Origin of the sequence: Bacillus cereus group sp. BfR-BA-01311 (genome assembly GCF_022664295.1) — a bacterium.
GTDB lineage: Bacteria > Bacillota > Bacilli > Bacillales > Bacillaceae_G > Bacillus_A > Bacillus_A cereus.
The window spans coordinates 96,217-121,522 of sequence record NZ_JAKUHC010000011.1; the positions used below are offsets into that span (position 1 = coordinate 96,217).

A 25,306-nucleotide genomic window follows, 5' to 3' on the forward strand; every position below is an offset into this window, starting at 1 on the left:
CACCTTTCTTTTTTTGGAAAAATACTATTGAAAATGAATAGACTAAGAGTATGATAAAGATAATTGGTAATATATAGGTTCAATGAGAGTTACGAATAAGGGGGGAGCGTATGAAGAAGGATTTGGATAAGAAAATAGAAGCACTCGAAACGGCAATTGAAACAATTCAAGAAGCACTTGCTGAATTAAAAGTAAAGCAGAGGGAAATAGAAGTAGAAAACGCTCAGCAACATGTTAGTAAGAACAAGAAAGAATATATTGAAACGGTAATGGAGGAAAAGCCAAAAGAAGAAATAGTTAAGATAAAAGAGCCTTTGCAAGAACCTGAGTTAAAACAAGTAGATATATCGGCTTTTAAACCAGAGCCATTTAATATTATTAAGTTTTGTCAGACGTGGTTACCGCGTGTATTTGTCGGTATTATGTTGCTTGGAGTGATCTGGTTATTTAAAGCAGGGGTAGATGCTGGTTTATTAACACCAGCGATACGAATTGTGTTTGGTATCGCATTATCTATCGGGTTGTATTATATAGGAGATATTCAAATTAAAAGAGAGCGGCAAGCGTTAGGATTAGTATTAGCTGGAGGAAGTATTACCGGGATTGTTCTAACGACGTTTGCAGCACATTATTTATATGGATTTATTCCGGCAAGTGTCGCGTTTCTCTGTAATATTGCATGGGTTATTTTAGGGATTTATTTAGCGAAAAGATATCAATCGGAATATCTCACTATTTTCGTAGCGGTCGGTGCGTTCTTCGTACCATTCTTGTTAAATAGTACGACTCCTAATCCTTATATTTTCTTTGGATATGAGACAGTATTAACACTTAGTTTATTATGGTATGCGTTGAAAAATCGTTATAAATACTTATATATGATTTCTTACGCTGTTGCTGCCATTGTCCTTTTCGTTTTCTTTGCTGTTATGTCAATGTTAGTAGAGAACTTGCAAATACAGTTAACGATTGTATATGGTTTGATTCATTTACTATTATTTTGGCATATGTTTACGGAGAGAAGTTTTATACTAGAACCACGTTTGGCGATATTTAGTGCGAATGCAGTGTTCTTTATACTAGCTATTTCAAAAATACCTGATTTTACAACATGGGGATTAATTATTAGTGCATTCGTACATGCCGCTATGTTCGTATGTGAATATAGGAAAAATAGACATTCTACATTTACAAATCTCTTATTTGGTTTCGCAATGGGAGCATTTAGTTTAGCAATTTTATATGAGTATAGTTTAGTGAATGCAGCGATTGTACTATTGTTACAAGGTTTCCTCGGCATGGTCACTTCTATTAAAGTAAAACAACAGATAAAATTGTATGTTAGTGCGACGGTTTACGCAATTGGAATGATACAGACTATTTTTAGCCCGTTTGATCAATTTATTTCGGCAGGCTTTGTTGCTCATCTTATTTTAATAGGAACGTTCTATTATTGCATGAGAGAAGCGAAAGAAGTATTAGCGAGCTTCGGCAAATATATGTATTCTATAGTGCTCTATTGGTTTATGATAATTGTATTTATTACAATTACGAGAATCGGTGAAGTTTTATCTACAGATGGAAGCGTAATTAGTGTATCAGTATCGTTATTATGGATGGTATATGCATTATTTGCGGTTTGGTTTGGAAGAAATAGAAATATGAATGAAATATTATATGCTGGTTTAGTCGTTTTAGTCGTAACAGTAGGGAAGTTATTCTTACTTGACTTACCAGAGGTATCGATGATGATTAGGGCAGTGTTATTCCTAATCGTCGGTAGTATAGGTATCGTTATTTCAAGAATGTTTTTCTCGAAGGAAGAGAAGTGAGAAGAAGGCAATCCATGTATGGATTGCCTTTTTTATTATTTCTTATTAATCGTTACAGTTTCATTATATTTCGTTGTTGTATTTTGGCGTAGACGAAGCGTTGCTTGTCCAGTTGTATTTGAATCAATCTGTACATTTACAACTTTCTCAGCAGAGCCTAAGCTGTTTGTTGTGAAAGAAAATGCACTACTATATCCGAAAGTAGATGGCCAAGTACCGTTTGCATTTTGTACTTTAGCCACTTGTGTTCCACCAGTAGTGAAGATACCTAAAGAATAGTTGTTATACGTTGTATTAGGTAGTAAGTTATTTACTTGAATCTTCATTTGGAAAATTTCATTGTTTGGTAGAATGCTAGGGTGTGTAACGACGTAGTCGCTTGTTGTTACCGCACCGTTATAACCGTATGAACCTGGTTTAAAAGTATTTGTATTAAACCATTGATAACCTGCATTTGGTGCACTCCAAGGTTCAGGTTGTGGTTCTGTTGATAAGCTTGGCTGTTCAAATGTTTGTAGAGCTGTAGGTGAATCAAGTTGTAAACCATTTACTTGATCTAAACTTGTAAATGTCTCTTTATTTGATAACCAATTTACGATGTTTTCTAATAAAATCGCATCGTTTTCTTCTTTATAACCATCGTAAGTTTTCTTTGTTTGGCCAGAATCTTCACGAACGTATTTTGGCGTAGCATCTTCAACAGGAGAAGAGTCACCAATAAAGGCAGCTTTTCCAAGTCCTACTTTTGCGATAGCAGCATATGGGCCTTCTGCAATACCACCGCCATTATAAACGCCACTATCAACAGCGTTATTCCATTTTGATGGATTTTCTGGAAGGTAAACAAGTCCTTTTGCTAGTTTTGGGTTTGTAATTGCTAGAGTAGAACCAGCATGCATTGCTACAGACGAAACACCTTTTGTAATTCCGAAAGATTGTTCAGGCGATACAATTGTTTTCGCTGAAACATCACCAAGTGCATTGTAGCGGAAGCGAATACCGAAGTTGTCAGAGAGCCAATCAGAGCTTTCTACTCCTTGCATAGCTTGTGAATTAGCTTCTTCATTAGACATTCCTTTTGCTGGATTATCCCAAGCACCGCGTCTATATCCATTAAATACTTCAGAAGAGTCCCAGCGATTTTTATTACGATCTGCATTGTAATGATCAGCAATAAAGAAGATACTACCACCATTTTTTACATATTGTAACATAGCGTCCTGCTCAGATTTTTTGTAAGGAATATTAGCTTCTGGAACGATAAATACATTGTAATCTTTTAAGTCTTCGTACGTAATAGGTGTTGATTTACGAAGTTCCTTTACGTGATATCCGTTTTTTGCAATGCCGTTTCCGAAGTCAGAAAAGCCGCCGTCAATAACCCAGTCAGCTGTCCCAGCAGTTTGACCGTGTGTATTATCGAATAATACTTTCTTCCCATTGTTTTGATTTACAACTTTTGCAGCAATTTCAGGAGCTGGGTCTACAGAGCTTTCGGCATAAGTAGACGGTATGAACGAGGTCCCTATACTTAGTGTAATTGCTGTTGCTAAAGAAAATGTAATCCATTTTTTATTCTTCATAGAAGAATCCCCCTAATAATAAATATATGTGCTTTAATAATGTAATTTATTTTTCTGTAAAAATAAAGACGGAAAACATAAAAAATATTAAAAAATTGTAAAAATACCGTGAATTTTGTTGAGAAATATTTATATAGATATAAAAACATCCCTTCCAATTAATAAGGAAGGGATGTTTTGCTTAACTAATTTTTGAGTTAGGTGTTTCATCAATCTTATGAAACCCTTTCATGTAATATACGATTGCTAAGCCGATAAGCCAAATTGGGCCGACAATCAATGCAATTCGTGTATCTTCTGAATACGCCATTATACCTAATACTAATACAAGGAAAACGAGTGAGAAATATGAGCTTAATGGGTATAAAGGCATTTTATACGATAACTTTTGTTTATTTTGAGTAGGCAAGCTTTTACGGAATTTAATTTGAGCGACTAATATAATTCCCCAAGTCCAAATTGCACCGAAAGTTGAAATGCTAGTAAGCCATGTAAATACCTTTGCAGGTACGAGATAGTTTAATATAACACCAATTAGTAAAACGATAGCAGTTGCTACAATTCCTTGGCTTGGAATGCCATTTTTATTTAAACGACCAAATCTTTCAGGAGCTTTTTTCTGCTGAGCTAATGTATATAGCATACGGCCTGTACTAAATAAACCACCGTTACAAGAAGAAAGAGCTGCTGTTAATACGACAAAGTTAATAATACCTGCTGCTTTTGCGATACCAATTTGTTGGAATGTTAATACGAATGGACTGCCTTTCTCACCAAGTTCGTTCCATGGATAAATTGCCATCATAACGAATAATGCCCCAACGTAAAAGAGTAGAATTCTCCAAAATACGTTATCGATTGCCTTTGCGAGTGTTTTCTTCGGATTTTGAGCCTCACCAGCTGTAACACCGATTAATTCAACGCCTAAATAAGCGAATAGTACCATCTGCATGGAGAGTAGTAACCCAGAAAATCCATTTGGGAACCAGCCACCATGTGACCAAAGATTTGAAATACCAGTAGCGATACCACCGTTTCCGAATCCGAATAAAATAATACCAGCTCCGACTACTATCATACAGATAATTGTGACAATTTTAATGAGAGCAAACCAAAACTCAAGTTCTCCAAATACTTTTACCGATAAGAAGTTAAAAGCGCTCATTAATAATAGAGCAAGTAATGCCCAAGTCCAGCGCGGGATATCTGGGAACCAGTACTGCATGTAAATACCAGCTGCTGTAATTTCAGCCATACAAGTAACAACCCATAAGAACCAATAATTCCAACCAGTAATATAACCGGCGAGTGGTCCAATATAATCATATGCATATTTACTAAAAGAACCAGCAACAGGTTGTTCAATTGCCATTTCCCCAAGCGCTCGCATAATGAAAAAAATAACGAGACCGGCAATCATATAGCCTAGCAAAATAGAAGGACCTGCTAGTTTAATGGCGGAAGCGGATCCTAAAAATAGCCCAACGCCAATAGCTGAGCCCAGTGACATTAAAGTAATATGTCGTTCTTTTAAACCACGATTTAAAGTTCCAGATTTGTTTGTGTGCTGCATAAGAAGAATCCCCCTTGTAGAGTGAACGATATTTGAATGCGTTTACTAAATATTTAACTATTTCAAATTATAAAACATTTCTATCTGTTATGCTACAAAAATAATCATAATGAACTGTACTACATCTGTACTTGTCAGACTTAAACTTAAAATTCTAACTATTAGGGAATATATTGACTCTTCTTTTTATTGATTGTTAAGATTAAGTATTATATTTTCTCACATACTAGTAAGAAAAAGAATGTGTGATAATAATTCAGGTGTAGGAAGGGTACATAAGCATGTTTCAATTACAAAAATATAATACTTCTGTGAAGCAAGAGTTTTTAGCTGGCATCACAACTTTTTTTACATTTGCGTATATTCTTGTCATCAATCCAAAAATATTATCTGATGCAGGTGTACCATTTGACCAAGCGTTTACAGCAACAATTATTGCAACCGTTGTTGGAACAGTAGGTATGGCGATTTTCGCGAATTACCCGATTGTTATTGCTCCAGCTATGGGAATGAATGCATATTTTGCTTATTCTGTTGTACAGAAGGCAGAAGGGATTACATATGTAGTTGCCTTTTCAGCTGTATTTGTAACGGGGATTATTTTTCTTTTATTATCTTTTACTTCGTTTAGGCAAAAGTTAATTTTAGCAATTCCTGATAGTTTAAAGCATGCAATTGCAGGTGGAATTGGACTATTTATTGCTTTTATTGGATTGCGCCTTTCTGGAATTATCGTTGATCATCCATCAAATTTAGTTACGATTGGTGATTTTCATTCTCCAGCTGTTATTTTAACTTTAATTGGTTTAATATTAGCGGCGGTATTAATGGCATTGCGTGTGAGCGGTGCATTATTTATTAGTATGATTGTGACAGGAGTTATCGCCTTCTTTACAGGGCAACTGAAGTTCACGGATAAAATTGTGGCGATGCCTCATTTACCAGAGGGTATTATCGTTTCAAACCCAATCAATGCCTTTTCAGATGTAATTGAGTACGGCTTATATGGTGTTGTATTTTCATTTTTACTTGTACTTTTATTTGATACAACAGGTGCATTACTTGGTTTAATTAAACAAGCAGGCTTAATTACAGATAATACAGAGAAACGTTTTGGTAAAGCATTTATTGCGGATGCAATTGGCGGTACTACAGGCTCTATCTTTGGGACAAGCCCAACAGCAGCGACGATTGAATCTTCAGCTGGTATTGCTGCAGGTGGTAAAACAGGATTAACAGGTATTGTAGTAGTCGGCCTAACGATTATAACGGCATTCTTCAGCCCTGTTATTGCTTCTTTATCAAGTGTAGCTGCTATTACAGCTCCTTCATTAATTATTGTAGGTAGTTTAATGGCACAAAGCATTCGTGATATTAATTGGAATGAATTTGAAGATGCATTACCAGCATTTTTAATTTTCGTTGGTATTCCGTTAACGTCTAGTATTGCGAATGGAATTGCAATTGGATTTTTAGTGTATCCAGTCTTAAAAATTGTGAAAGGGAAAGGGATGGAAGTACATCCGTTACTATACTTATTTACAATTTTATTTGGATGTCATTTATTCTTATAATATAGGAGAGGGGGCTTCTTATGAGGGGCTCCTTTTTTGTGTATAATAAAGTGAAACTTAAATTAGTAATGTAAAATATAAATTACTTATTGGAATATATATTATAATAAGGGTGGAGGAGAAAGAAACAGTAAACAAAAACATAGACAAAAGTAGGCATATATAGTGAAAAGTAATTATGAAACAATATAAACCGAAAGAATTTTCAGAAATGCTTAATGTCTCTGTTAAGACATTGCAAAGGTGGGACAATCAAGGTGTTTTACCTGCTTACCGAAACCCAAAAGGAAGAAGATATTATACAGAAGAACAGTATAAGAAATATATGGGTATTCAAGAAGAACTTGTTCAGGATTTAATATCTATCATTCATGTATTTAGCTGTAGAATATATGGGTTGAGAAAATACAAAAAGAAAATGTCGGAGGATGAAGACTTATGAAAAGAGCATATTTAATAGAAATCAAACCGACAACTGAACAAATTAGTAAAATCCGTCAAACTATTGGGGTGTGTCGATATGTATATAACCTGTATATCTCTAAAAATAAAGAGGTATATGAGTCGGAGGGGAAATTTCTTAGTGGTTATGACTTTTCCAAATGGTTAAACAACATTCATACAAAAGAGTGTGACCAGTGGATTAAAGAAGTGTCGAGCAAAGCGGTAAAACAAGCGATTATGAATGGAGATAAAGCTTTTAAGCGGTTTTTTAAAGGTTTATCTAAGTTTCCACGATATAAAAAAAGAAGAAGCAAGATGTGAAGTGCTACTTTCCGAAAAACAACAAAACAGATTGGACAGTAGAAAGACATAGAGTAAAAGTCCCTACAATTGGTTGGATAAGGTTAAAAGAGTATGGATATATTTCAAAAAATACAACTGTAAAAAGTGGTACAGTATATCAAAGAGCAGGAAGATACTATGTGTCTATACTCTGTGAAGTGAAAGAGGTAAAACCAAATGCAACTCTCAATACAGTAGGTCTAGGAATTGATTTGGGAATTAAAGACTTCGCTGTACGTAGCGATGGAAAAACTCACAAAAATATAAATAAAACAGTACAAGTAAAAAAGATAGAAAAACGGTTAAAACGTGAACAACGCTCTTTATCACGCAAATTTGAAAATATAAGAAAGAGAGGTGAACAACCTGTTACTAATAAAAGAGCGAATATAAACAAAAATATTCTTAGGGTGCAACAACTACATGCTAGGCTAGCAAATATTCGATTAGCGTATGTAAAGTCTATTGTAAATGATGTGGTGAAAACCAAGCCAACGTTTATTGTAGTAGAAGATTTGAATGTGAAAGGTATGATGAAGAACAAACATCTATCTAAAGCTGTAGCGCAACAATGTTTTTATGCTTTTAAAACATGGTTATTAACGAAATGTAGGGAATATGGAATTGAACTACGGCAAGTGGACAGATTCTATCCATCTTCTAAAATGTGTTCATGTTGCGGTCAAAAAAGTCGGATTTAAAGCTGTCTGACCGAGTATATACATGTGAATGTGGCAATGTAATAGATAGAGATTTAAATGCGTCAATCAACCTTTTACAAGCAAAAAAATATACAATACTAACGTAAATAGATTGTATATATGTACGGTGGGCTACATCGGAATTTACGCCTGTGAAGTGTCACAGCAAACTGTAGTAGCAAGTGATTAGCGAGGCAGGGCACGTAGAAGCAGGAATACTCTAAGAATATACATTTGTCTATATTTTTTAGTAGCAGGAACATGAATGGCTGTAAGTAAAATAAAAGTCGCGCGTGTTCAATTAGATTTAACACAGCAACAATTAGCAGAAAAAGTAGGCGTTACAAGGCAAACGATTAGTTTAATTGAGAAGGGGAAATACAATCCATCTTTAGATTTATGTTTAAAAATTTGTTATGCAGTAGATAAAACGTTGAATGATTTGTTTTGGGAGGAAAAGGAGTGGTAGGATGAAAATCGTGAAAGATGAACGTTTAATGATTGAAGGGTTAAAACATATTAGATTAGCTTTCATCTTACAAAATATCGTCATACTAGCTATCGTCTTTTACCGTTATGTCTTGCAAGGAGCAGGATATGAAAGTGTTTCGGATTTATTAATGGTATTTATGGGCGGGATAATAATTATTAACTTTTTAAATCTGAAAAATTCAGTGGAAGTGTATGAGCATACGGGCGGAGTGTCGCGTCGTTATTTTATGAAGCTATTATTCATTCCGGTAGGTATTATTATTGGGATTTTAGCTATTTGTATCGTTGTAACACCAGATATTTCGATAAAGGAAATTAGTATGACAGGACTTATTATGTTTGCTTGTTTTTTAGTTCCAAGTTTGTTTATATACATATATATGAAAAAAATAAAAAGAGAAGATTGAAATATAAGAAAGGCTTTCCCATATTGAGGAAAGCTTTTCTCATATTCTTTTATATAGTACTTTATGAAGGCCAATCGGTTCAATTTCAAAGATTTCACCATATTCCTGAAAGCCTAAGTGTTTGTAATAGTCAGCTACAGTAATTCGGCCATTACACCATAATATATTTGCTTGGCGTTCTTGCAAGATTTGTTCCGCCTTCTGAATTAAGGAGCTTCCAGCACGGTTGTTTCGAAATGCAGGTAATGTTGCCATTCCTCGTAGACGATAATGAATACCCGTTGGTAAGTCGGGATATATTTCTTTTGAGAAGGAAGCGATACTAATTAGTTCATCGTTTATAAATGCGCCTAAGTGGAAGGTGTCTGTTTCATAATCGGAAGGGTATTTACAATCTGCTAATGTTTGATTGGGGCGTAAAATTTTTTGACGTAATACGTAAGTTTCAGATCCCTCAATATTTTTCACGGTAATCATATTAACATCCTTTCTTATAACGCTTTTTCTGTTAATTGTATAAAGAAATAGGCAGGTGCGGCGAGAAGTCCGAGTATGCTAGCAGTTCCGAGAAGGAGTGAAAGTAGGAGGCAAGAATATTTTATTCCATTCGATTTTTTCCATCCGTAACTACAAATCTCAATACTAACACCGATGAGAATAATGGCAACGAGTATTTCGGCTAATAATAAGAGAGCTAAAGTTATAATAGACATAATGTAATTCATCCCCATAATATGTGATAGTAACATTTTACCATATGAAATGGAAAAAAATGCCCCTCAATTATGTGAGGGGCATTTTTTTATTCTAATATGTTTTTTAGTGTATCGATATGTTCTTTTGAACCTGTTACAAGTAATGTGTCACCGTGTTGTAGTCTTGTATCACCATGTGGTATTAATGCTTTGTTACCGCGGTAGATTTGAATGACAAGTACATCACCTAAAAACGGAAGGCGACGAAGTGCAACGCCGTTATATTTATTGCTCCGTAGTTCAACTTCACGGACTGTTTCGTTTGCTGTTGTAATTAAGCGAACGAGACTAGGTTTATCAATAAGCGCACGTAATAAAATACGTGTAGAGTTAATTGTTGAGAATACAGCGATATGTTCTTGCGTTGCTTTTTCTTGTAGAAGTGGATCTTCTACACTTGCAATAACATGTTCAACACCTAGCTCTTTTGCATGTTCTGCCAATAATAAGTTTTGTTCATCATCACTTGTTGCAACAACGACGCGATCTGCATCAAATGCTGTTTGTTCAGTTAATGATGCGATTGTGATGTCATCCAATTTCACGATAGGGAAGTCGTGCGATTTCGCTTCTTCATCATTTATTTTGTTTTGACGCATCATATATAGCGTTACATCATAATCTTCTCGTTTTAAATCTAGTGATAACGGAAGGGTAATTCTGCTCGCGCCAATAATAGCTACTTTTGGTTTTGGTGTTTCTACTTTTGGGAACATTTTTTTAAACAGTATAGGTGCAAAAATACAAGTAATAACTGCGCTTAAAATAAGAGAGGCAGATAAACTTGGACTGATGATCTCCAGTTTTTCACCAATTTGTGCAGCCGCAATAACTAAAGAAAGTGTCGATGTTAATAAAATTGCACTTCCAAGTACGATATTACGTGGATACCATTTTCGTAAAACGAGTGATGGTATGAGTTTTGAGATAAAGAGTCCTACAATTAGAATTGGAATCATTAGCATACTAGAAGGCTCTTTAAAAATAGACCAAACCTCTAAATTTACACCAACCATTACGAAGAAAATAGGAATGAAGAAACCGTAGCCGATAGAATCAAGTTTTTCCACCATATCTTCATTTGGTGATAATAACGATACGAGTACACCTGCTAAAAAGGCGCCTAAAATATTTTCTGCTCCAACGGATTCAGATAACCCAACTAATATTAAGATGAGTGCAAAAACAGCTCGTGTATCAATTTGTACACTACCAGCTTTTAAACTATCTAAGTATGGAATGTTTTTAAAACGTTTTGCAACGAAGTAAATAACAATACCAGCGCCGAATAGAAGAAGAAGAAGCCACATGCTTTGGCCGCTTTCGGAATTTAATCCGACGAATACAGCGAGTAAAATCATTGTAACTAAATCCGCAATAACAGCGACTAATAAAATGATTTGCCCAATTGCTGTTTTTCCTAAGTTATTCTCTTTTAATGTTGGTACAACAACACCTAAAGAAATAGTTGAAATAATTAAAGTCATGAACATTGCATTATCTACGAATCCTAGCCATACGAATAGTAATGATAGGGCATAAGATAAGATGAAAATAAATAAGAAGATAATGCTTGCTGCTTGAAATGTATTTGGTTCGTTTGTCGTATTTTTTTTCCCTTTTTGTTTAAAGATAGAAAAATCAATTTCTAAACCGCTTAAGAACATGAGGAAGATAAATCCTAATGTTGATAAAACTTGAAGCCATATATCTGGCTCAATAATATTAAACCCACTTTTACCTACAAAGATTCCTGCAATAATTTCTGCAACGACCACAGGAAGTGCTTTTAATTTAAAGCGTTGTAACAAAAGGGGAACGAAAAACGCGATTGCAACGACAACCATAAGTGATAGAACAGAAGTATGATGTTCCATTGCGTTCTCTCCCTTCAAATAAATATAGTACCTATTTAGCCATATAATAGGTAGAAAAGCAACGCATATGGATTCGATTTCATAAAGAAAGACTTTTCTTAACATTTGTCATAATAAGTATATTTTTCATGATTATGCTGTTAATTCCGTAATGTGGATGTAATAGGGGAGGGAATCGTACTGCTCGTTAATGCGGAATAAAAAAAGACTGCTGAGGAATCAGCAGTCTTTTTCATGTACATTACATTGAGAAGAAGATCCATACAGTTAAACCAACTGTTGCAGTTGCAACGAAGAAACTGTATATCATTGTAAGAATTTGAACTCTTCCTTCTCCTTCTTTTAAATGCATGAACATAATTAATTGTAACAATGCTTGCGCAACAGCCATTATGATAATAGTTGTTAAGACTGTTGAAAGTGGCAATGTTGTGTAAAGTGCCACGTATAACGCTAGAAACGTTAATGCAAGCGATAAAATAAATCCGAAAACGTGTGACCAAGGGAATCCGCTATGCGCATGTCCGTTTGCTTGATTGTTGTTTTGAGCCATTTACGCCACCATCCCGTTCAAGTAAACTAGTGTGTAAATAAAGACCCAAACTAGATCAAGGAAATGCCAGTATAAGCTGATAATAAATACTTTACGAGCTGTAACTGGTGTTAAACCTCGTTTTAAAATTTGGATAATAACACAAATTGCCCAAATGATACCGCCTGTTACGTGGGCTCCGTGCGTTCCAAGAAGAACGAAGAATCCAGATAGGAAAGCACTTGTTTGAATTGTTGCGCCTTCACCAATATACATAATGAACTCTTCAATCTCGAAGAATAGGAAGCCTGCACCTAAAAGTAATGTAAGGACGAACCATCCAAGCATCGCTTTTTGGTTGTGCTTACGCATTTCGTGAATCACGATACCACATGTGAAACTACTTGTTAAAAGTAGTAATGTTTGAATTAAAAGCGTTTTAAGTTCAAACAGTTGTGCTGGTGTTGGACCATCTGCCGTACGACCAGCAAGTACTAGATAAGAGGCGAAAAGTGTTGCGAACAGCATAATTTCAGCCCCAAGAAAAATCCAGAATCCTAGGATATTCAATCTGCTTTGTTCGGATTGATATTCCAAAGGTAAGCTTTTATCTAAAGCCGCCATATCATTTCACCTCTCATGCTACATGTTCTGATTTTTTAATTTCATCAACACTAATATAGTAACCTTCATCGTAATCGAATGAACGATAGATTAAGCAAGCTAAAATACCAATGCCGCCGATTGCTGCAAGCCAGAACCAGCTAAATACTAATGCGAAACCTGCAAGACCGAAGAATCCAGACGCAATAATAGGCACACCAGAGTTACTTGGCATGTGAATTGGTTTGATGTCTTCTGCTGCTGGTGTAACTGTTTCTCCGCGTTTCTTCATGTACCAGAAAGCATCAGCTTCTTTAATTTCAGGAAGTTTCGCGAAGTTGTAATGTTGTACAGGAGATTGAGTAGCCCATTCAAGTGTACGGCCATCCCATGGATCTCCAGTTGTGTCACGTTCACCGTGACGAGCACTCCAAATTACGTTGTAACAAAGAAGTAGGAAACCAATACCCATCATTACCGCACCAACAGATGCGATTTGGTTTAGCCATCCCCATCCAAGACTTTCAGAGTAAGTGTACATACGACGAGTCATACCATCTAAACCTAAGAAGTACATTGGGAAGAAACAGATGTTGAATCCGCTCATAAAGATCCAGAATGTCCATTTACCTAGGCGTTCATTTAACATATGACCAGTCATTTTTGGATACCAGAATGTAAATCCAGCAAGCATAGCGAATACTGTACCTGCGATTAATACGTAGTGGAAGTGAGCAATTAAGAAGTAGCTGTTATGGTACTGATAATCAGCTGCTGCCATACCAAGCATAACCCCTGTAACCCCACCGACTACGAAGTTTGGAATAAATGCCAATGACCAAAGCATTGGAACTGTAAAACGAATACGTCCTTTATACAGTGTAAACAACCAGTTAAAGATCTTAACACCGGTTGGAATCGAAATCGCCATTGTCGAAATCGAGAAGAATGAGTTAACCGCTGGACCTGCACCCATCGTGAAGAAGTGGTGAAGCCATACGACGAAACTTAGTAAAGAAATTGCAACCATTGAGTATACCATCGCACTGTAACCGAATAGACGCTTACGTGAGAATGTACTAATGATTTCAGAGAAAATACCGAATGCCGGTAAAATAACGATATATACTTCAGGGTGACCCCATACCCAGAATAGGTTGGCCCATAACATTGGCATACCGCCGCTCGCCATCGTAAAGAAGTGAGCATCGAATAGACGGTCAAATGTCATTAATGCAAGAGCAACTGTTAATACTGGGAAAGCGAAAATAATGATAATTGTTGTAATTAAGATTGACCAAGTAAACATTGGCATTCTCATTAAAGTCATACCAGGTGTACGCATTTTTAAGATAGTAACAAGGAAGTTAATACCGGTCATTAGCGTACCGAGACCTGAAATCTGTAATGCAATTGCGTAGTAGTTATTTCCTACGCCCGAAGTAAACTCTGTACCTGCCATTGGGAAGTAAGAAGTCCACCCGGCGTCTGGAGAACCACCGATTACGAAAGCGATGTTGAATAACATTGCTCCGACAAAGAATAACCAGAAACTTAAAGCATTTAAGAACGGATATGCAACGTCACGAGCACCAATTTGTAATGGTACTACAAGGTTCATTAATCCCATAACGAATGGCATTGCCATGAAAAGAATCATTACTGTACCATGTGTTGTAAAGATCCCGTTATAGTGTTCAGCGTTTAAATAAGTTGTTTCTGGGAATGTTAACTGTGCACGGATCATTAAACCATCCATACCACCACGGAATAACATGATAACCGCAGAAATAATATACATAGCTCCGATTTTTTTATGGTCAACAGTTGTTAACCATTCGTCCCAAAGCCATTTCCATTTTTTATACTTTGTTAGTACGAAAATGATTGCTAATGTCACAAGAACGATAGAAGCGTCTGCACCGTAAATAATCGGGTCACCTGTGACAAAGAATTCATCAAGCTTCACTGTGTTCACTCCAATCTGTTGGAATAATAGCTATTATTTTTTGTTTTTGTAGTAGTTGTAATCACAATATTCAAGTGATTTTGGATCTACATAACTTAAGTGGTGACTAGAGAATGTCATACGACCAACTACACCAGGTTTAACAATTTCGTTGTACTTAGCTTCTGTTAGTTTAGGAGCAGTTTCTTGTACTTCTTTAACCCACTTGTCATATTTCTCTTTAGTTTTTGCTTCAACTTCGAACTCCATGTGTGTGAATCCTTCACCAGAGAAGTTCGCACTACGGCCTAGGTAAGAACCTGGCTTATCAGCTTGTAAATAAAGATCCATAATCATGCCATCCATTGTGTACTTCATACCACCAAGTTCTGGTACCCAGAAAGCATTCATTGGACCGACAGAAGTCAGTTTGAATTGAATTGGTACACCAGCTGGGATGTTTAAATAGTTAACGGTTTCAATTTTTTCCTCTGGGTAACTGAATAACCATTTCCAGTTTGCAGATGTAACATAAATTTCAACTGGTTTAATATGTTTGGACTCTTTCGGAACCTCTTCCGAAGCATAAGTTGCTTTTACTGTTGGAATCGATAATGCGATAACGATAATAACAGGAACAAGCGTCCAAATAATTTCTAGTAATGTGTTACCGTGTTGTTCAGGTGGCTCATAGTCCATATTCTCTGGTTTTTCACGATAACGAATCAAGATGACTGTAAACAGAATGAATACAATTGCGATAATTAATGACATAAGCAAGAATGACCAAACAATTAAATCATACTGTGCTTTTGCAACAGGTCCTTGCGGATTTAATACTGCGAGTTTTTTATCACAGCCACCGAGGAACAGAAGTAATGATAACGGAAGAAGCGAAGCCAACTTCCAAAACGCTTTCTTTAGTTGCACGATTGAAAATCTCCTTTCTCCTTGGATTGAAACTATGCCAATAAAACAATATAAACCTATTAATTTATAGAAGGCAATAGTTTTTGATATATTGTTAAAAAATAGACACAAATGCACACTTTTTAAGGTGAATATCATTTGTAACTTGATTACATTGTAAACTATTTTCCAGAGAAAAACGTGATTGTGAAAATTTTAAGATAAATAAAGTTATACCAGGATATCCAAGAAATAGAAAAAAGCTATCTTATCATAAGAAAGATAGCTGAATATTTTGTATATTTAGTCTATTTCTCGTGTGACAGTTCGTGGCTGTTCAATTGTGACAATTTTTTTATATTTAACTTGATATAAAATGTAACAAATAATCATAAATGGAATGCCACAATAAAGAGCAATTCTTTGATCTGGAATGAAAGCCAAACTAACAAATGTAATGAAATTCAGCGAAAACGCTACGATTGGAACTAGTGGATAGAGCGGTGTACGATATTTTAAATCATTTATGTTGCCACCGTTTTTCACGAAATTTCTACGGAAGAAAAACTGTGAAGCGGCGATTGACATCCAAACGACAACGGCAGCCATTGCTGCAATAGATGTTAAAACTAGAAAGACAGTATCTGCCGCAAATACACTTGTTAGTAAGGACAGGCTAGCGAAAATTAGGCTGAAAATTAATGCATTTAGCGGTACACCTTTTTTAGTTAATTTCGTAAATGCTGGACTTACCATTCCTTGTTTTGCCATCGCCCACAGCATACGAGAATTTGCGTAGAGACCAGAGTTAGCAACGGATAATACAGCTGTAATAATAACAAAGTTCATAATGTCTGCTGCATATGGGACACCGGCTACATCAAATACAAGTACAAAGGGACTTTCGACTAGATTAGCCTCTTGCCATGGGAGTAAACCTACAACAACTGATATCGCTAAGACGAAGAAGAAGAGAGTTCGCCAAATTGTGTTTTTAATTGCTTTTGGAATTGTTTTTTCAGGATTTTCACTTTCGCCTGAAGCAATTCCGATTAATTCTGTTCCTTGGAAGGAGTAATTTACTGTAATCATCGTAAGAAGAACAGCTAATGCACCATTTGGAAATAGCCCGCCATTTTCAGTGAAATTATGAAGCATTGGGGCTGGCTTTCCATTAAAGTCTAGTAGACCGAACATAACAGCGCCGCCAAGTACGATGAAAATAACAATTGTTGCGACTTTTACACTTGCGAACCAAAACTCTGCTTCTGCATATGCTTTTGCTGATAAAGCGTTTACGAGGAAGAGTGCTGCTGCAAATGTAACGCACCAAATCCATGAAGAAACGTCTGGAAACCAGCGTTTCATTAAAATACTTACAGTTGTTAACTCTACGCCAACTGTAACAGCCCAATTTAACCAATACATCCAACCGACAACAAATCCAAAACCAGGTGAAATGAATTTGCTTGCATAACTTTGGAATGAACCTGCTTCTGGCATAGCGACGGATAATTCACCAAGACATAACATCGTTAAATACATAACAAATCCACCGACTAAAAATGCGAGAATAGCACCACCAGGTCCGGCATTATGGACAATTTGACCAGATCCCATAAATAACCCGGTTCCGATAACACCGCCGAGTGCAATCATAAATAGGTGTCTACTTTTCATTGTTCGTTTTAAATCTGTTTGTTCAATTTGTTGATTCATATGCCCCTCACCCCGTATTTTCTTGAATGTGTGAACTTCGTTTTATTCTGAGTTTTTAATCATTAGTGGGGGATGCAACACACACTCGGTTTATTTGCTATGAAATGAATGGAGTATGTAAAAAAACGAACTATGACTAAATACTCTAAGAATTTTTGTTAACATGGTGATATCTTCACCATGTTAACAAATTTGATTTTAGCAAAATATTCTGGAAATGTATATTTATTTTTCTTTTTATTAAAAATAATTAGAATTTTTATAATTAATTCTATGATCGATAATTCACATGATCTTTCTAGCAAACTAGTAAGAAGAAGGGTACAATGATAAGAGTTGTGTCTGTAAAATAATAATTAATGGAGTTTGTTTATAATGAAAAAATTAAAATATCTTTTTGTTTTTGGGATTATACTTGCTGCTGCGTTTTTTATAGGGAAAGATAAAATCATGCAAAAGGCGCAAGTTCTACGCTTAGAGTTTCTATCTGAAATGAAAGAAGCAGCTATGATTGAAGAGGTTCCGTTTATTAAACAATTACCAGAATTACCTCGAGGATGTGAAGTGACAAGTTTAGCTATGTTGCTGCAATATAAAGGTGTACAAGTAGATAAGATGCAACTTGCTAGCGAAATTCATCGTGTTCCATTTGAACAAAATGGTTTGCGTGGAAATCCTTACGAGGGATTTGTGGGAAATATTTATACAAAGGCAGAGCCTGGGTATGGTGTATACAATAAACCAATCTTTGATTTAGCAGAAAAATATGTTCCTGAAAAAGTAATTAATTTAACAGGTAGAGACATGCAAGATATATATAAAGTAATTAGTTCTGGCTCTCCGGTATGGGTCATTATTAATACGACGTTTAAGCCGCTAGCTGAAAGTAGTTTTGAAACATGGAATACGAGTTCAGGCGAAGTGAAAATTACATATTATGAGCATAGTGCAGTAGTAATTGGATATGATCAAAACTTTGTATATGTAAATGATCCTCTTAAAAATAATCCACGTTTGGCTGTTCCGCGAGCAGAATTTGAGAGAGCTTGGGAGCAAATGGGAAAACAAGCAATTACTATTTTATAATAATGAAAAAGTCATCTTTGGGATGGCTTTTTCTTTTTGGTTTATTAACACTGAAAATTCAGAAGATTCTTTTAAAAGTTAACGATTCACGTTATAATAACATTTAACTTGGTGAAGAAGGGGAGAAGAGAAATGGATGTTGCAAAGGAACTTGTTTTGTCAAAAAATCAGTTAGTTGAGTGGAGAAGGCATTTTCATAAGTATCCAGAGTTATCTTTTCAAGAAGAGAAAACATCGCAGTTTGTGTTCGATATACTTCGGAAATTCCCATATTTAGAAGTGTCACGGCCGACTAAATATAGTGTGATGGCAAAGTTAGTAGGTAAACATCCGGGCAAAACAGTTGCGATTCGAGCCGATATGGATGCTCTTCCTATTCATGAAGAAAATGAGTTTGATTTTATTTCTACATATAAAGGTGTAATGCATGCATGTGGTCATGATGGACATATAGCGATATTACTTGGGGTTGTACATAAGTTGGTAGAAGAAAGAGAGAAGATTAAAGGGGAGATTCGTTTTCTATTCCAACATGCTGAAGAGAATTTTCCTGGTGGTGCAGAGGAGATGGTTGCTGCAGGTGTAATGGAAGGTGTGGATTATATTATTGGTGCTCACCTTTGGGCGTCGTTAGAGGTTGGGAAAATAGGTGTTATTTATGGTCCTGCAATGGCTGCACCGGATGTTTTTAAAATTAAGATAGAGGGAAAAGGTGGACATGCTGGAATCCCTCATGAAACGGTGGATAGTATTGCAATCGGAACACAAGTCGTTTCGCAACTTCAGCAAATTGTATCTCGCCTCACGAATCCGTTAGATTCCCTTGTAGTATCTGTTACGCAATTTCACGCTGGGACAACCCATAATGTGATTCCAGAACAAGCAGAGATTGAAGGGACAGTGCGGAGTTTAAGACATGAGTTGCGGGAAGAAACAGAGAAAAGGATTGAACAGATCGTAAAGCACGTGACAGAAGCTTACGGAGCGAAATATACGTTTTCTTATGAATATGGATATCGTCCAGTAGTAAATGATTATGAAGTTACAGAGATTATTGAGCAAACAGCATTACAGCTTTATGGAAGGGAAAGAGTTACTCGTTTACAGCCGACGATGGCTGGAGAAGATTTTTCAGCATTTTTACAAAAAGCACCAGGGACATTCTTTTTTATCGGAGCAGGAAATAAAGAGAAAGGAATTATATATCCTCATCATCACCCTCGTTTTACGATTGATGAAGATGCATTACCGATTGGCGTGGAAGTCTTTGTATCATCGATTATGAATTTCATAAGTAAAGGAGAATGAGATGAAGAAAATACACGTATTAGCGCTTATTCCAGTTTTTTGTTTAGTTGTTGGCCCCGTATTTGCTAATTCAGTTACTCCTTACATATTAGGGATGCCATTTTTATTATTTTGGATATTATTATCAGTCCTTATTACATCTCTTTGTATGGGGATTGTGTACGTATTTGATCCTGCTAATAAGGAGGATGTAAAATGACCGCATTACTTATCATTATTTTGTTTTTGTTTCTCGCACTATTTTTAGGAATTCGGGCACAACATGGAAAAGATATGAATTTAGAGCAATGGTCAGTTGGAGGAAGAGGTTTTGGCACTATTTTTGTTTTTCTTCTTATGGCAGGTGAAATTTATACGACATTCACATTTTTAGGTGGAAGTGGATGGGCGTATAGTAAAGGAGCACCTACTTTCTATATTTTAGGTTATGGTGCATTAGCTTATATTTTATCTTATTTTTTATTACCACCAGTTTGGAAATATGCAAAAGAGCATAATTTAGTTTCACAGCCAGATTTTTTTGTGAAGAAATATAAGAGTCAGGCACTTGGCCTTATCGTTTCTATCATTGGAGTTATTTCGATTATCCCATATCTTGTTTTACAGTTGAAAGGATTAGGAATTATCGTTTCGGAAGCGTCGTACGGAAAGGTATCACCAGTTATCGCGGTGTGGATTGGCGCAATTGTTATAACGATATATGTAATGGTTTCAGGTATACACGGCTCGGCTTGGACGGCTGCTTTGAAGGATATTATGATACTGTTTATCGTTATGTTTTTAGGTATATATTTACCGTACCATTATTACGGAGGATTTCAGCCGATGTTTGAAGCTGTAGAAGCAGCAAAACCAGGATTTTTATCTTTACCTGAAGAAGGAATGAGTATTTCTTGGTTTGTTTCTACTATTATATTAACGGCTCTCGGTTTCTATATGTGGCCCCATACATTCGCCTCTGCTTTCTCTGCAAAAAATGAAAAAGTATTTCGTAAAAATGCGGCCATTATGCCACTTTATTCTTTAGTTTTACTTTTCGTATTCTTTGCGGGTTTTGCTGCTATCTTGCAAGTTCCAGGGTTAAAGGAAGGGGATGTAGACCTTTCGTTATTCCGTCTGGCCCTTCAAACTTTTGATCCGTGGTTTATTGGGATTATTGGTAGCGCTGGCGTTTTAACGGCATTAGTTCCGGGTTCTATGCTTGTCATGGCCGCTTCTACATTATTAGCGAAAAATATTTACCGAACAATGGTCCCATCTGCTTCGGATCGACAAGTTGCAAAAGCGGCGAAATTATTTGTTCCTGTAGTAACGCTTGTAGCTGTTTTGTTTACTTTTAAAGGTGGAGAAACGATAGGAGCGCTTCTTTTAATGGGGTATAGTATAGTGACACAACTTTTCCCTGCACTTGTATGTAGTTTGTTTCCACGTCAGATTATTACAAAGCAAGGGGCGATTGCAGGAATGGGAGTTGGGCTGTTAGTGGTTGCGTATATTACTTTATCTGGCTCAACTATAGCTACGATGTTTCCGGGTTTCCCTCAATATATAAAAGATTTAAATGTGGGTATAGTCGCATTGTTAATGAATATGATTGTGATGTTTATCGTTAGCGGATTCACCAAAAATGTATCTATAAAGAAAGACGATATAATAGTAGAAAAGTAATTCGTATGCTAGAGCTATCTTTGAAAAGAGATAGCTCTTTTTTGTATATATTTTCTTCTATTAGCGGAATCTAACTAAAAACTTGTTGAAAAGGAAGTTAGGTGGGGGACTTGTTAGAGCTAAAAGGTAACTTATTTGAAGTTATGAAAGAAATTAGGGATGAGTTAGGTTCGCCTAATGATTTAACAATTAGGGAAGTTGCCCTTGCTGGTAGTTTTACACGCTGTGCTGTTGTTTTTTTATGTGGGTTAACAGATAAGGATAATGTTTATAAATATGTCGTTCGTACACTTCAATATGAAGAAGTACAAAAAGACGAAGCTGTTGTTCAAACATTATTGGATCGCTTTATTTCTATTGCAGAAGTAGGTAAGAAGACAACGTTTCCAGATATTATAAATGCGATTTTAGCGGGAGATACAGTCATATTAATTGATAATATTCAAACTGCTATCGTAATTAATAGTAGAGCTTGGGAAAAAAGAAGTTTAGAACCGCCAGTAACAGAAGATTTAATACGTGGACCGAGGGTCGGATTAAATGAAGATATTAACGTAAATAAAATGTTAATTCGCCGTAGTTTACGTGACCCAAAGCTTAGATTTCAATCTTATATTATGGGAAAGAGATCCCAAAAAGAAGTGACTTTAGTATATATAGAAGACATTATCAATCCTTACATTGTAAAAGAGCTAGATCGGCGTCTTCAATCCATAGTGACAGATGTCGTTTTTGAGACGGGTACAATTGAGCAATTAATTCAAGATAATAATTTATCACCGTTTCCGCAGTTTTTGAATACGGAAAGGCCTGATAATATTGTGGCCTCATTAGCGAAAGGAAAGGCAGCTATTTTGGTGGATGGATCACCTTTTGCCCTTATAGCTCCGCTAGTATTTGTTGATATTTTTCAATCTGTGGAAGATCACTATGAGCGTTGGGTAATAGGGACTTTATTAAGAATTTTGCGGATGGGTTCTGGTATAGTTGCAATTTTAATGCCGGCGATGTATGTAGCGCTCGTCTCATATCACCAAGGACTTATTCCTTCTAAATTGGCTTATTCGATTGCTGGAGCAAGAGAAGGTGTTCCTTTTCCTGCCTATATTGAAACGTTAATGATGGCATTAACGATGGAGTTAATAAGAGAAGCAGGAATTAGGTTGCCGAAACCGATGGGACAAACAATTGGGATTGTAGGTGGTCTTGTAATTGGAGAGGCAGCGGTGAATGCAGGAATTGTAAATCCATTTTTAGTTATCATTATTGCGGTTACAGCTATTGCTACATTTTCACTTCCAGTGTATAGCATCACAATTACGTTTCGGATTTTACTTTTCGTCTTTGTGTTAGCAGCAACGGCTTTTGGGTTGTATGGAATCATTCTAGCTCTTATTGCGCTTGCTGTTCATATTACAAATTTAACAAGTGTTGGTGTACCGTATACAACTCCAATTGCTCCCGCATTTTATAAAGATTGGAAAGAAGAGTTTATTCGCATGCCAAAATCAATGTTGAAAGAGAGACCGGAATATTTACAAACGAAAGATTCTACAGTACGTCCAAAGGAGCGAAAATAATTGAAACCATTTGAGTATGGCGATGAAGAAATTGGATCTCGGGAAATTGGGTTTGCGGTATCATCGACCATTATTGGTATAGGAGCATTATCTATGCCAAGGGATATCGCTAACCAAACTTTATTTTCAGATGGTTGGATTATTTTGCTTTCGGGTGGATTGATATGTGCAGTTTTAGGCTGGTTTGTGACGAGGGTGGCTATTTTATTTCCAAAACAAAACTTTGTTCAATATACGAGTACACATTTGACAAAGCCGGTAGCATACACGATTAGTATGGTTTTAGTATTAACGTTTGCTGCTTTGACAGCATATGAATCACGAATGATTGCAATAATTTCGCAAACGTATTTATTTAGTGAGACACCGGTACAGTTACTATCTTTTTTCTTCTTATTAGTTGTTATCTATGGAATAGCAGGGTCGAGAGCAGCTTTATTACGATTAAATGTTATGTTCTTACCTATTGTCCTAATTGCAATAGTGCTTCTTTCTTTATTAAATATAAATTTAATGGAAATAAACAATTTATTTCCAGCTTTTCAAACGGAAGTAAGTCAGTACGCTGTTGGGGTTAAAAATTCCATATTCACATTTATTGGATTTGAGGTAGCTCTGTTTTATGCTGTGTTGTTGAATGATAAGACAGCGAAAAAGGCACCAATGGCAGTTGCGAAAGCCGTGATAGTAAATGTGCTCTCATATATTTTAATTTATGTAACTTGTATTAGTGTTTTTACGTATATGACAACTCGTGGATTGACATATCCAACAATTGAATTAGGGAAAGAAATTGAAATTGGTGGAGGCTTTTTAGAAAGGTTCGATGCGATTTTTTTTACAACTTGGATTATTACTATTTATAACACTACAGCAATGTATTATGACGTCGCATCTTTATTATTTTGTGCCATGTTTCCGAAAGTGAAGAAACATATTTTTATTTTCGGAAGCGCGCCTCTGATTTTTATGCTGAATATGCTCCCTGGTAATTTAGATACGTTATCAAGTTACGGAACGTATTTAGCGTGGATAGATATGGGGTTTGTCGTATTAGCTCCTTTGCTAGTTTTTATTGTATATAAAATAAAAAGAAGGAATGGTAGAAATGAAACACCTTCTTAAAATTATAATGGTTATGGTTTTAGCTGGATCTATAAGTGGGTGCTCTGAACTAGAAGAAATAGAAGAAAGAGGATTTGTAGTAGGCGCAGCTTACGATATTGTGAAGAAAAAGAAATCAAATCCGATTGTGAAAGGGACGTATCAGATGGTACTTCCCAGTAAGTTAGCACAACAAGGTGGACAGGGCGATGGAGATAGTGAAAATTATATTAACGTAAGTGCGAAAGCAGATAGCGTCTTTGAGCAAATAAGAATAATTGCTAAAAAAATTAGTCGAACATTATTTTTTCCGCATATACAAGTCATTATTTTTTCGGATGAATTACTAGCGAATTCGTATGTTTTGCAAAATACGTTAGATGTATATTTTCGTGATCATGAAATGAGAAGAAATATTCGTTTGTTCGTTTCCAAGAAAAATGCAGAATCTATTTTAAAACAGAGTGCAAAACCTGAAAACTTACCGGCGCAGTACATTGATATGTTAGCTGAACATCCTCCGAAAAACGCTCAAATGATTGAGGCGGCGAGAATTGGTGAAGTACAAGGGAAAATGATCGCAGATCGAAGTTTTGCATTACCTCTCTTAGGATTAACTAAACAAGGCGTACAAATGGAAGGAGCGGCATTGATCCGTGGAAAGGATAATAAGTGCGTTGGAACTTTGAGTGGAGAACAAACATTAGGAATGAACTATGTAATAGGTAAAAAAATTGGAGGTTTCTTTACTGTTCGTAAAAAGAATCAGCTCATTACATATGAAATTCATAAGTTGCGCCGAAAGATCCAAGTGTCTACTGAAAATGCTACAAAACCGAAGTTTGATATTCATTTGTCCACAGAAGGCATATTAGCTGAGTTACATTTTAATGAACCGAAACAAGTGATGAATGAAAAGTTTTTAAAGAAAGAGATTTCAAAGGAAATGAAGAAGCGTATTGAAAAGTCTATACAGCTTGTTCAAAAAAAATATAAGGTAGATGTATTGGAATTAGGAGAGGTATATAAGAGGCATAATTATAAAGAGTGGAAGAAAATTAGTAAGAATTGGGATCAAGGCCAAAATTATTTTAGTAATGCTGAAATTAATGTTCACGTTGATCCAACAATTGAACATTCAGGTTCAGCATTACCAAAGAAAGTGAAGTAAGGTGATGGAAGTTGTTTACTGGATTAGGAATTAGTTGCACAATATTAATAGCAATTCTTCCAGGAGCCATATACTTTATTCATAAGAAACTCACAACG

22 protein-coding genes and 1 pseudogene are annotated in these 25,306 nt (G+C 35.9%); 13 read left to right on the top strand and 10 right to left on the bottom strand.

Annotated features, from left to right (window positions below; translation table 11 throughout):
- The first annotated feature begins 110 nt into the window (after nt 1-110).
- Complete coding sequence (locus tag MR136_RS21885; protein ID WP_000710917.1) at nt 111-1,832, top strand: DUF2339 domain-containing protein; 1,722 nt, start codon at nt 111-113, stop codon at nt 1,830-1,832.
- 35 nt (nt 1,833-1,867) lie between these two features.
- On the opposite strand, the gene MR136_RS21890 is transcribed toward MR136_RS21885, so the two are convergent.
- Entirely contained in the window at nt 1,868-3,415 is a 1,548-nt protein-coding gene (locus MR136_RS21890) for a DNA-binding protein (RefSeq protein ID WP_000791509.1), read from the bottom strand.
- A gap of 181 nt (nt 3,416-3,596) precedes the next feature.
- Complete coding sequence (locus MR136_RS21895) at nt 3,597-4,988, bottom strand: amino acid permease (protein ID WP_001164897.1); 1,392 nt, start codon at nt 4,986-4,988, stop codon at nt 3,597-3,599.
- 281 nt (nt 4,989-5,269) lie between these two features.
- On the opposite strand from MR136_RS21895, the gene MR136_RS21900 reads away from it, so the two are divergent.
- From MR136_RS21900 to MR136_RS21920, 5 genes and pseudogenes are all read left to right on the top strand, one after another.
- Nucleotides 5,270-6,562, top strand: coding sequence for an NCS2 family permease (locus MR136_RS21900; protein ID WP_242259593.1), 1,293 nt, complete (start codon nt 5,270-5,272; stop codon nt 6,560-6,562).
- Between the two features lie 178 nt (nt 6,563-6,740).
- A complete protein-coding gene (locus MR136_RS21905; RefSeq protein ID WP_000816201.1) occupies nt 6,741-7,004 on the top strand; it encodes a MerR family transcriptional regulator in 264 nt (87 codons plus the stop codon).
- A pseudogene (locus MR136_RS21910) lies at nt 7,001-8,156 on the top strand (RNA-guided endonuclease InsQ/TnpB family protein). The gene MR136_RS21905 and the pseudogene MR136_RS21910 overlap by 4 nt, the downstream one beginning before the upstream one ends.
- 158 nt (nt 8,157-8,314) lie before the next feature.
- Nucleotides 8,315-8,518, top strand: a complete 204-nt coding sequence (locus tag MR136_RS21915) for a helix-turn-helix transcriptional regulator (RefSeq protein WP_000301183.1) — start codon at nt 8,315-8,317, stop codon at nt 8,516-8,518.
- 1 nt (nt 8,519) lies between these two features.
- Nucleotides 8,520-8,948 (top strand): hypothetical protein, encoded by a 429-nt coding sequence (locus MR136_RS21920; protein ID WP_000706629.1) that lies wholly within the window; start codon nt 8,520-8,522, stop codon nt 8,946-8,948.
- A gap of 39 nt (nt 8,949-8,987) precedes the next feature.
- Here MR136_RS21920 and MR136_RS21925 read toward each other — a convergent pair whose 3' ends face one another.
- The 8 genes from MR136_RS21925 to MR136_RS21960 form a co-directional block, all read right to left on the bottom strand.
- A complete protein-coding gene (locus MR136_RS21925; RefSeq protein WP_000633767.1) occupies nt 8,988-9,425 on the bottom strand; it encodes a GNAT family N-acetyltransferase in 438 nt (145 codons plus the stop codon).
- 14 nt (nt 9,426-9,439) lie between these two features.
- Nucleotides 9,440-9,697 (bottom strand): DUF4022 family protein, encoded by a 258-nt coding sequence (locus MR136_RS21930; protein WP_017673717.1) that lies wholly within the window; start codon nt 9,695-9,697, stop codon nt 9,440-9,442.
- Between the two features lie 53 nt (nt 9,698-9,750).
- A complete protein-coding gene (locus tag MR136_RS21935) occupies nt 9,751-11,580 on the bottom strand; it encodes a monovalent cation:proton antiporter family protein (protein ID WP_242259594.1) in 1,830 nt (609 codons plus the stop codon).
- Nucleotides 11,581-11,821: 241 nt separating this feature from the next.
- Nucleotides 11,822-12,133 (bottom strand): cytochrome aa3 quinol oxidase subunit IV, encoded by a 312-nt coding sequence (qoxD, locus tag MR136_RS21940; RefSeq protein WP_000068425.1) that lies wholly within the window; start codon nt 12,131-12,133, stop codon nt 11,822-11,824.
- Complete coding sequence (gene qoxC, locus MR136_RS21945) at nt 12,134-12,736, bottom strand: cytochrome aa3 quinol oxidase subunit III (RefSeq protein ID WP_000729317.1); 603 nt, start codon at nt 12,734-12,736, stop codon at nt 12,134-12,136.
- Nucleotides 12,737-12,749: 13 nt separating this feature from the next.
- The gene (qoxB, locus tag MR136_RS21950) at nt 12,750-14,684 is read right to left on the bottom strand and encodes a cytochrome aa3 quinol oxidase subunit I (RefSeq protein WP_000762372.1); all 1,935 of its coding nucleotides are present in this window, start codon (nt 14,682-14,684) and stop codon (nt 12,750-12,752) included.
- A 33-nt stretch (nt 14,685-14,717) separates the two neighbouring features.
- Nucleotides 14,718-15,593, bottom strand: coding sequence for a cytochrome aa3 quinol oxidase subunit II (locus tag MR136_RS21955; protein ID WP_001176165.1), 876 nt, complete (start codon nt 15,591-15,593; stop codon nt 14,718-14,720).
- Nucleotides 15,594-15,875: 282 nt separating this feature from the next.
- Nucleotides 15,876-17,291: an amino acid permease gene (locus MR136_RS21960; RefSeq protein WP_242259595.1), complete on the bottom strand. Its 1,416-nt coding sequence runs from the start codon at nt 17,289-17,291 to the stop codon at nt 15,876-15,878.
- A gap of 375 nt (nt 17,292-17,666) precedes the next feature.
- Here MR136_RS21960 and MR136_RS21965 point away from each other — a divergent pair, with 375 nt between their 5' ends.
- The 7 genes from MR136_RS21965 to gerLC all read left to right on the top strand — a co-directional run bounded on the left by MR136_RS21965 (nt 17,667) and on the right by gerLC (nt 25,208).
- Nucleotides 17,667-18,377 (top strand): C39 family peptidase, encoded by a 711-nt coding sequence (locus MR136_RS21965; RefSeq protein ID WP_242259596.1) that lies wholly within the window; start codon nt 17,667-17,669, stop codon nt 18,375-18,377.
- Between the two features lie 132 nt (nt 18,378-18,509).
- Entirely contained in the window at nt 18,510-19,685 is a 1,176-nt protein-coding gene (locus tag MR136_RS21970; protein WP_017673715.1) for an amidohydrolase, read from the top strand.
- A 1-nt stretch (nt 19,686) separates the two neighbouring features.
- Entirely contained in the window at nt 19,687-19,884 is a 198-nt protein-coding gene (locus MR136_RS21975) for a DUF3311 domain-containing protein (RefSeq protein WP_000719856.1), read from the top strand.
- On the top strand, nt 19,881-21,353 hold the full coding sequence (locus MR136_RS21980) for a sodium:solute symporter family protein (protein WP_242259597.1): 1,473 nt from the start codon (nt 19,881-19,883) through the stop codon (nt 21,351-21,353). Before MR136_RS21975 ends, MR136_RS21980 begins: the two co-directional genes overlap by 4 nt.
- 101 nt (nt 21,354-21,454) lie before the next feature.
- On the top strand, nt 21,455-22,933 hold the full coding sequence (gene gerLA / locus MR136_RS21985; protein WP_004402934.1) for a spore germination protein GerLA: 1,479 nt from the start codon (nt 21,455-21,457) through the stop codon (nt 22,931-22,933).
- Entirely contained in the window at nt 22,934-24,058 is a 1,125-nt protein-coding gene (gene gerLB / locus MR136_RS21990; protein WP_242259598.1) for a spore germination protein GerLB, read from the top strand.
- A complete protein-coding gene (gene gerLC, locus MR136_RS21995; protein WP_061456797.1) occupies nt 24,042-25,208 on the top strand; it encodes a spore germination protein GerLC in 1,167 nt (388 codons plus the stop codon). Before gerLB ends, gerLC begins: the two co-directional genes overlap by 17 nt.
- The last annotated feature ends 98 nt before the right edge of the window (nt 25,209-25,306 follow it).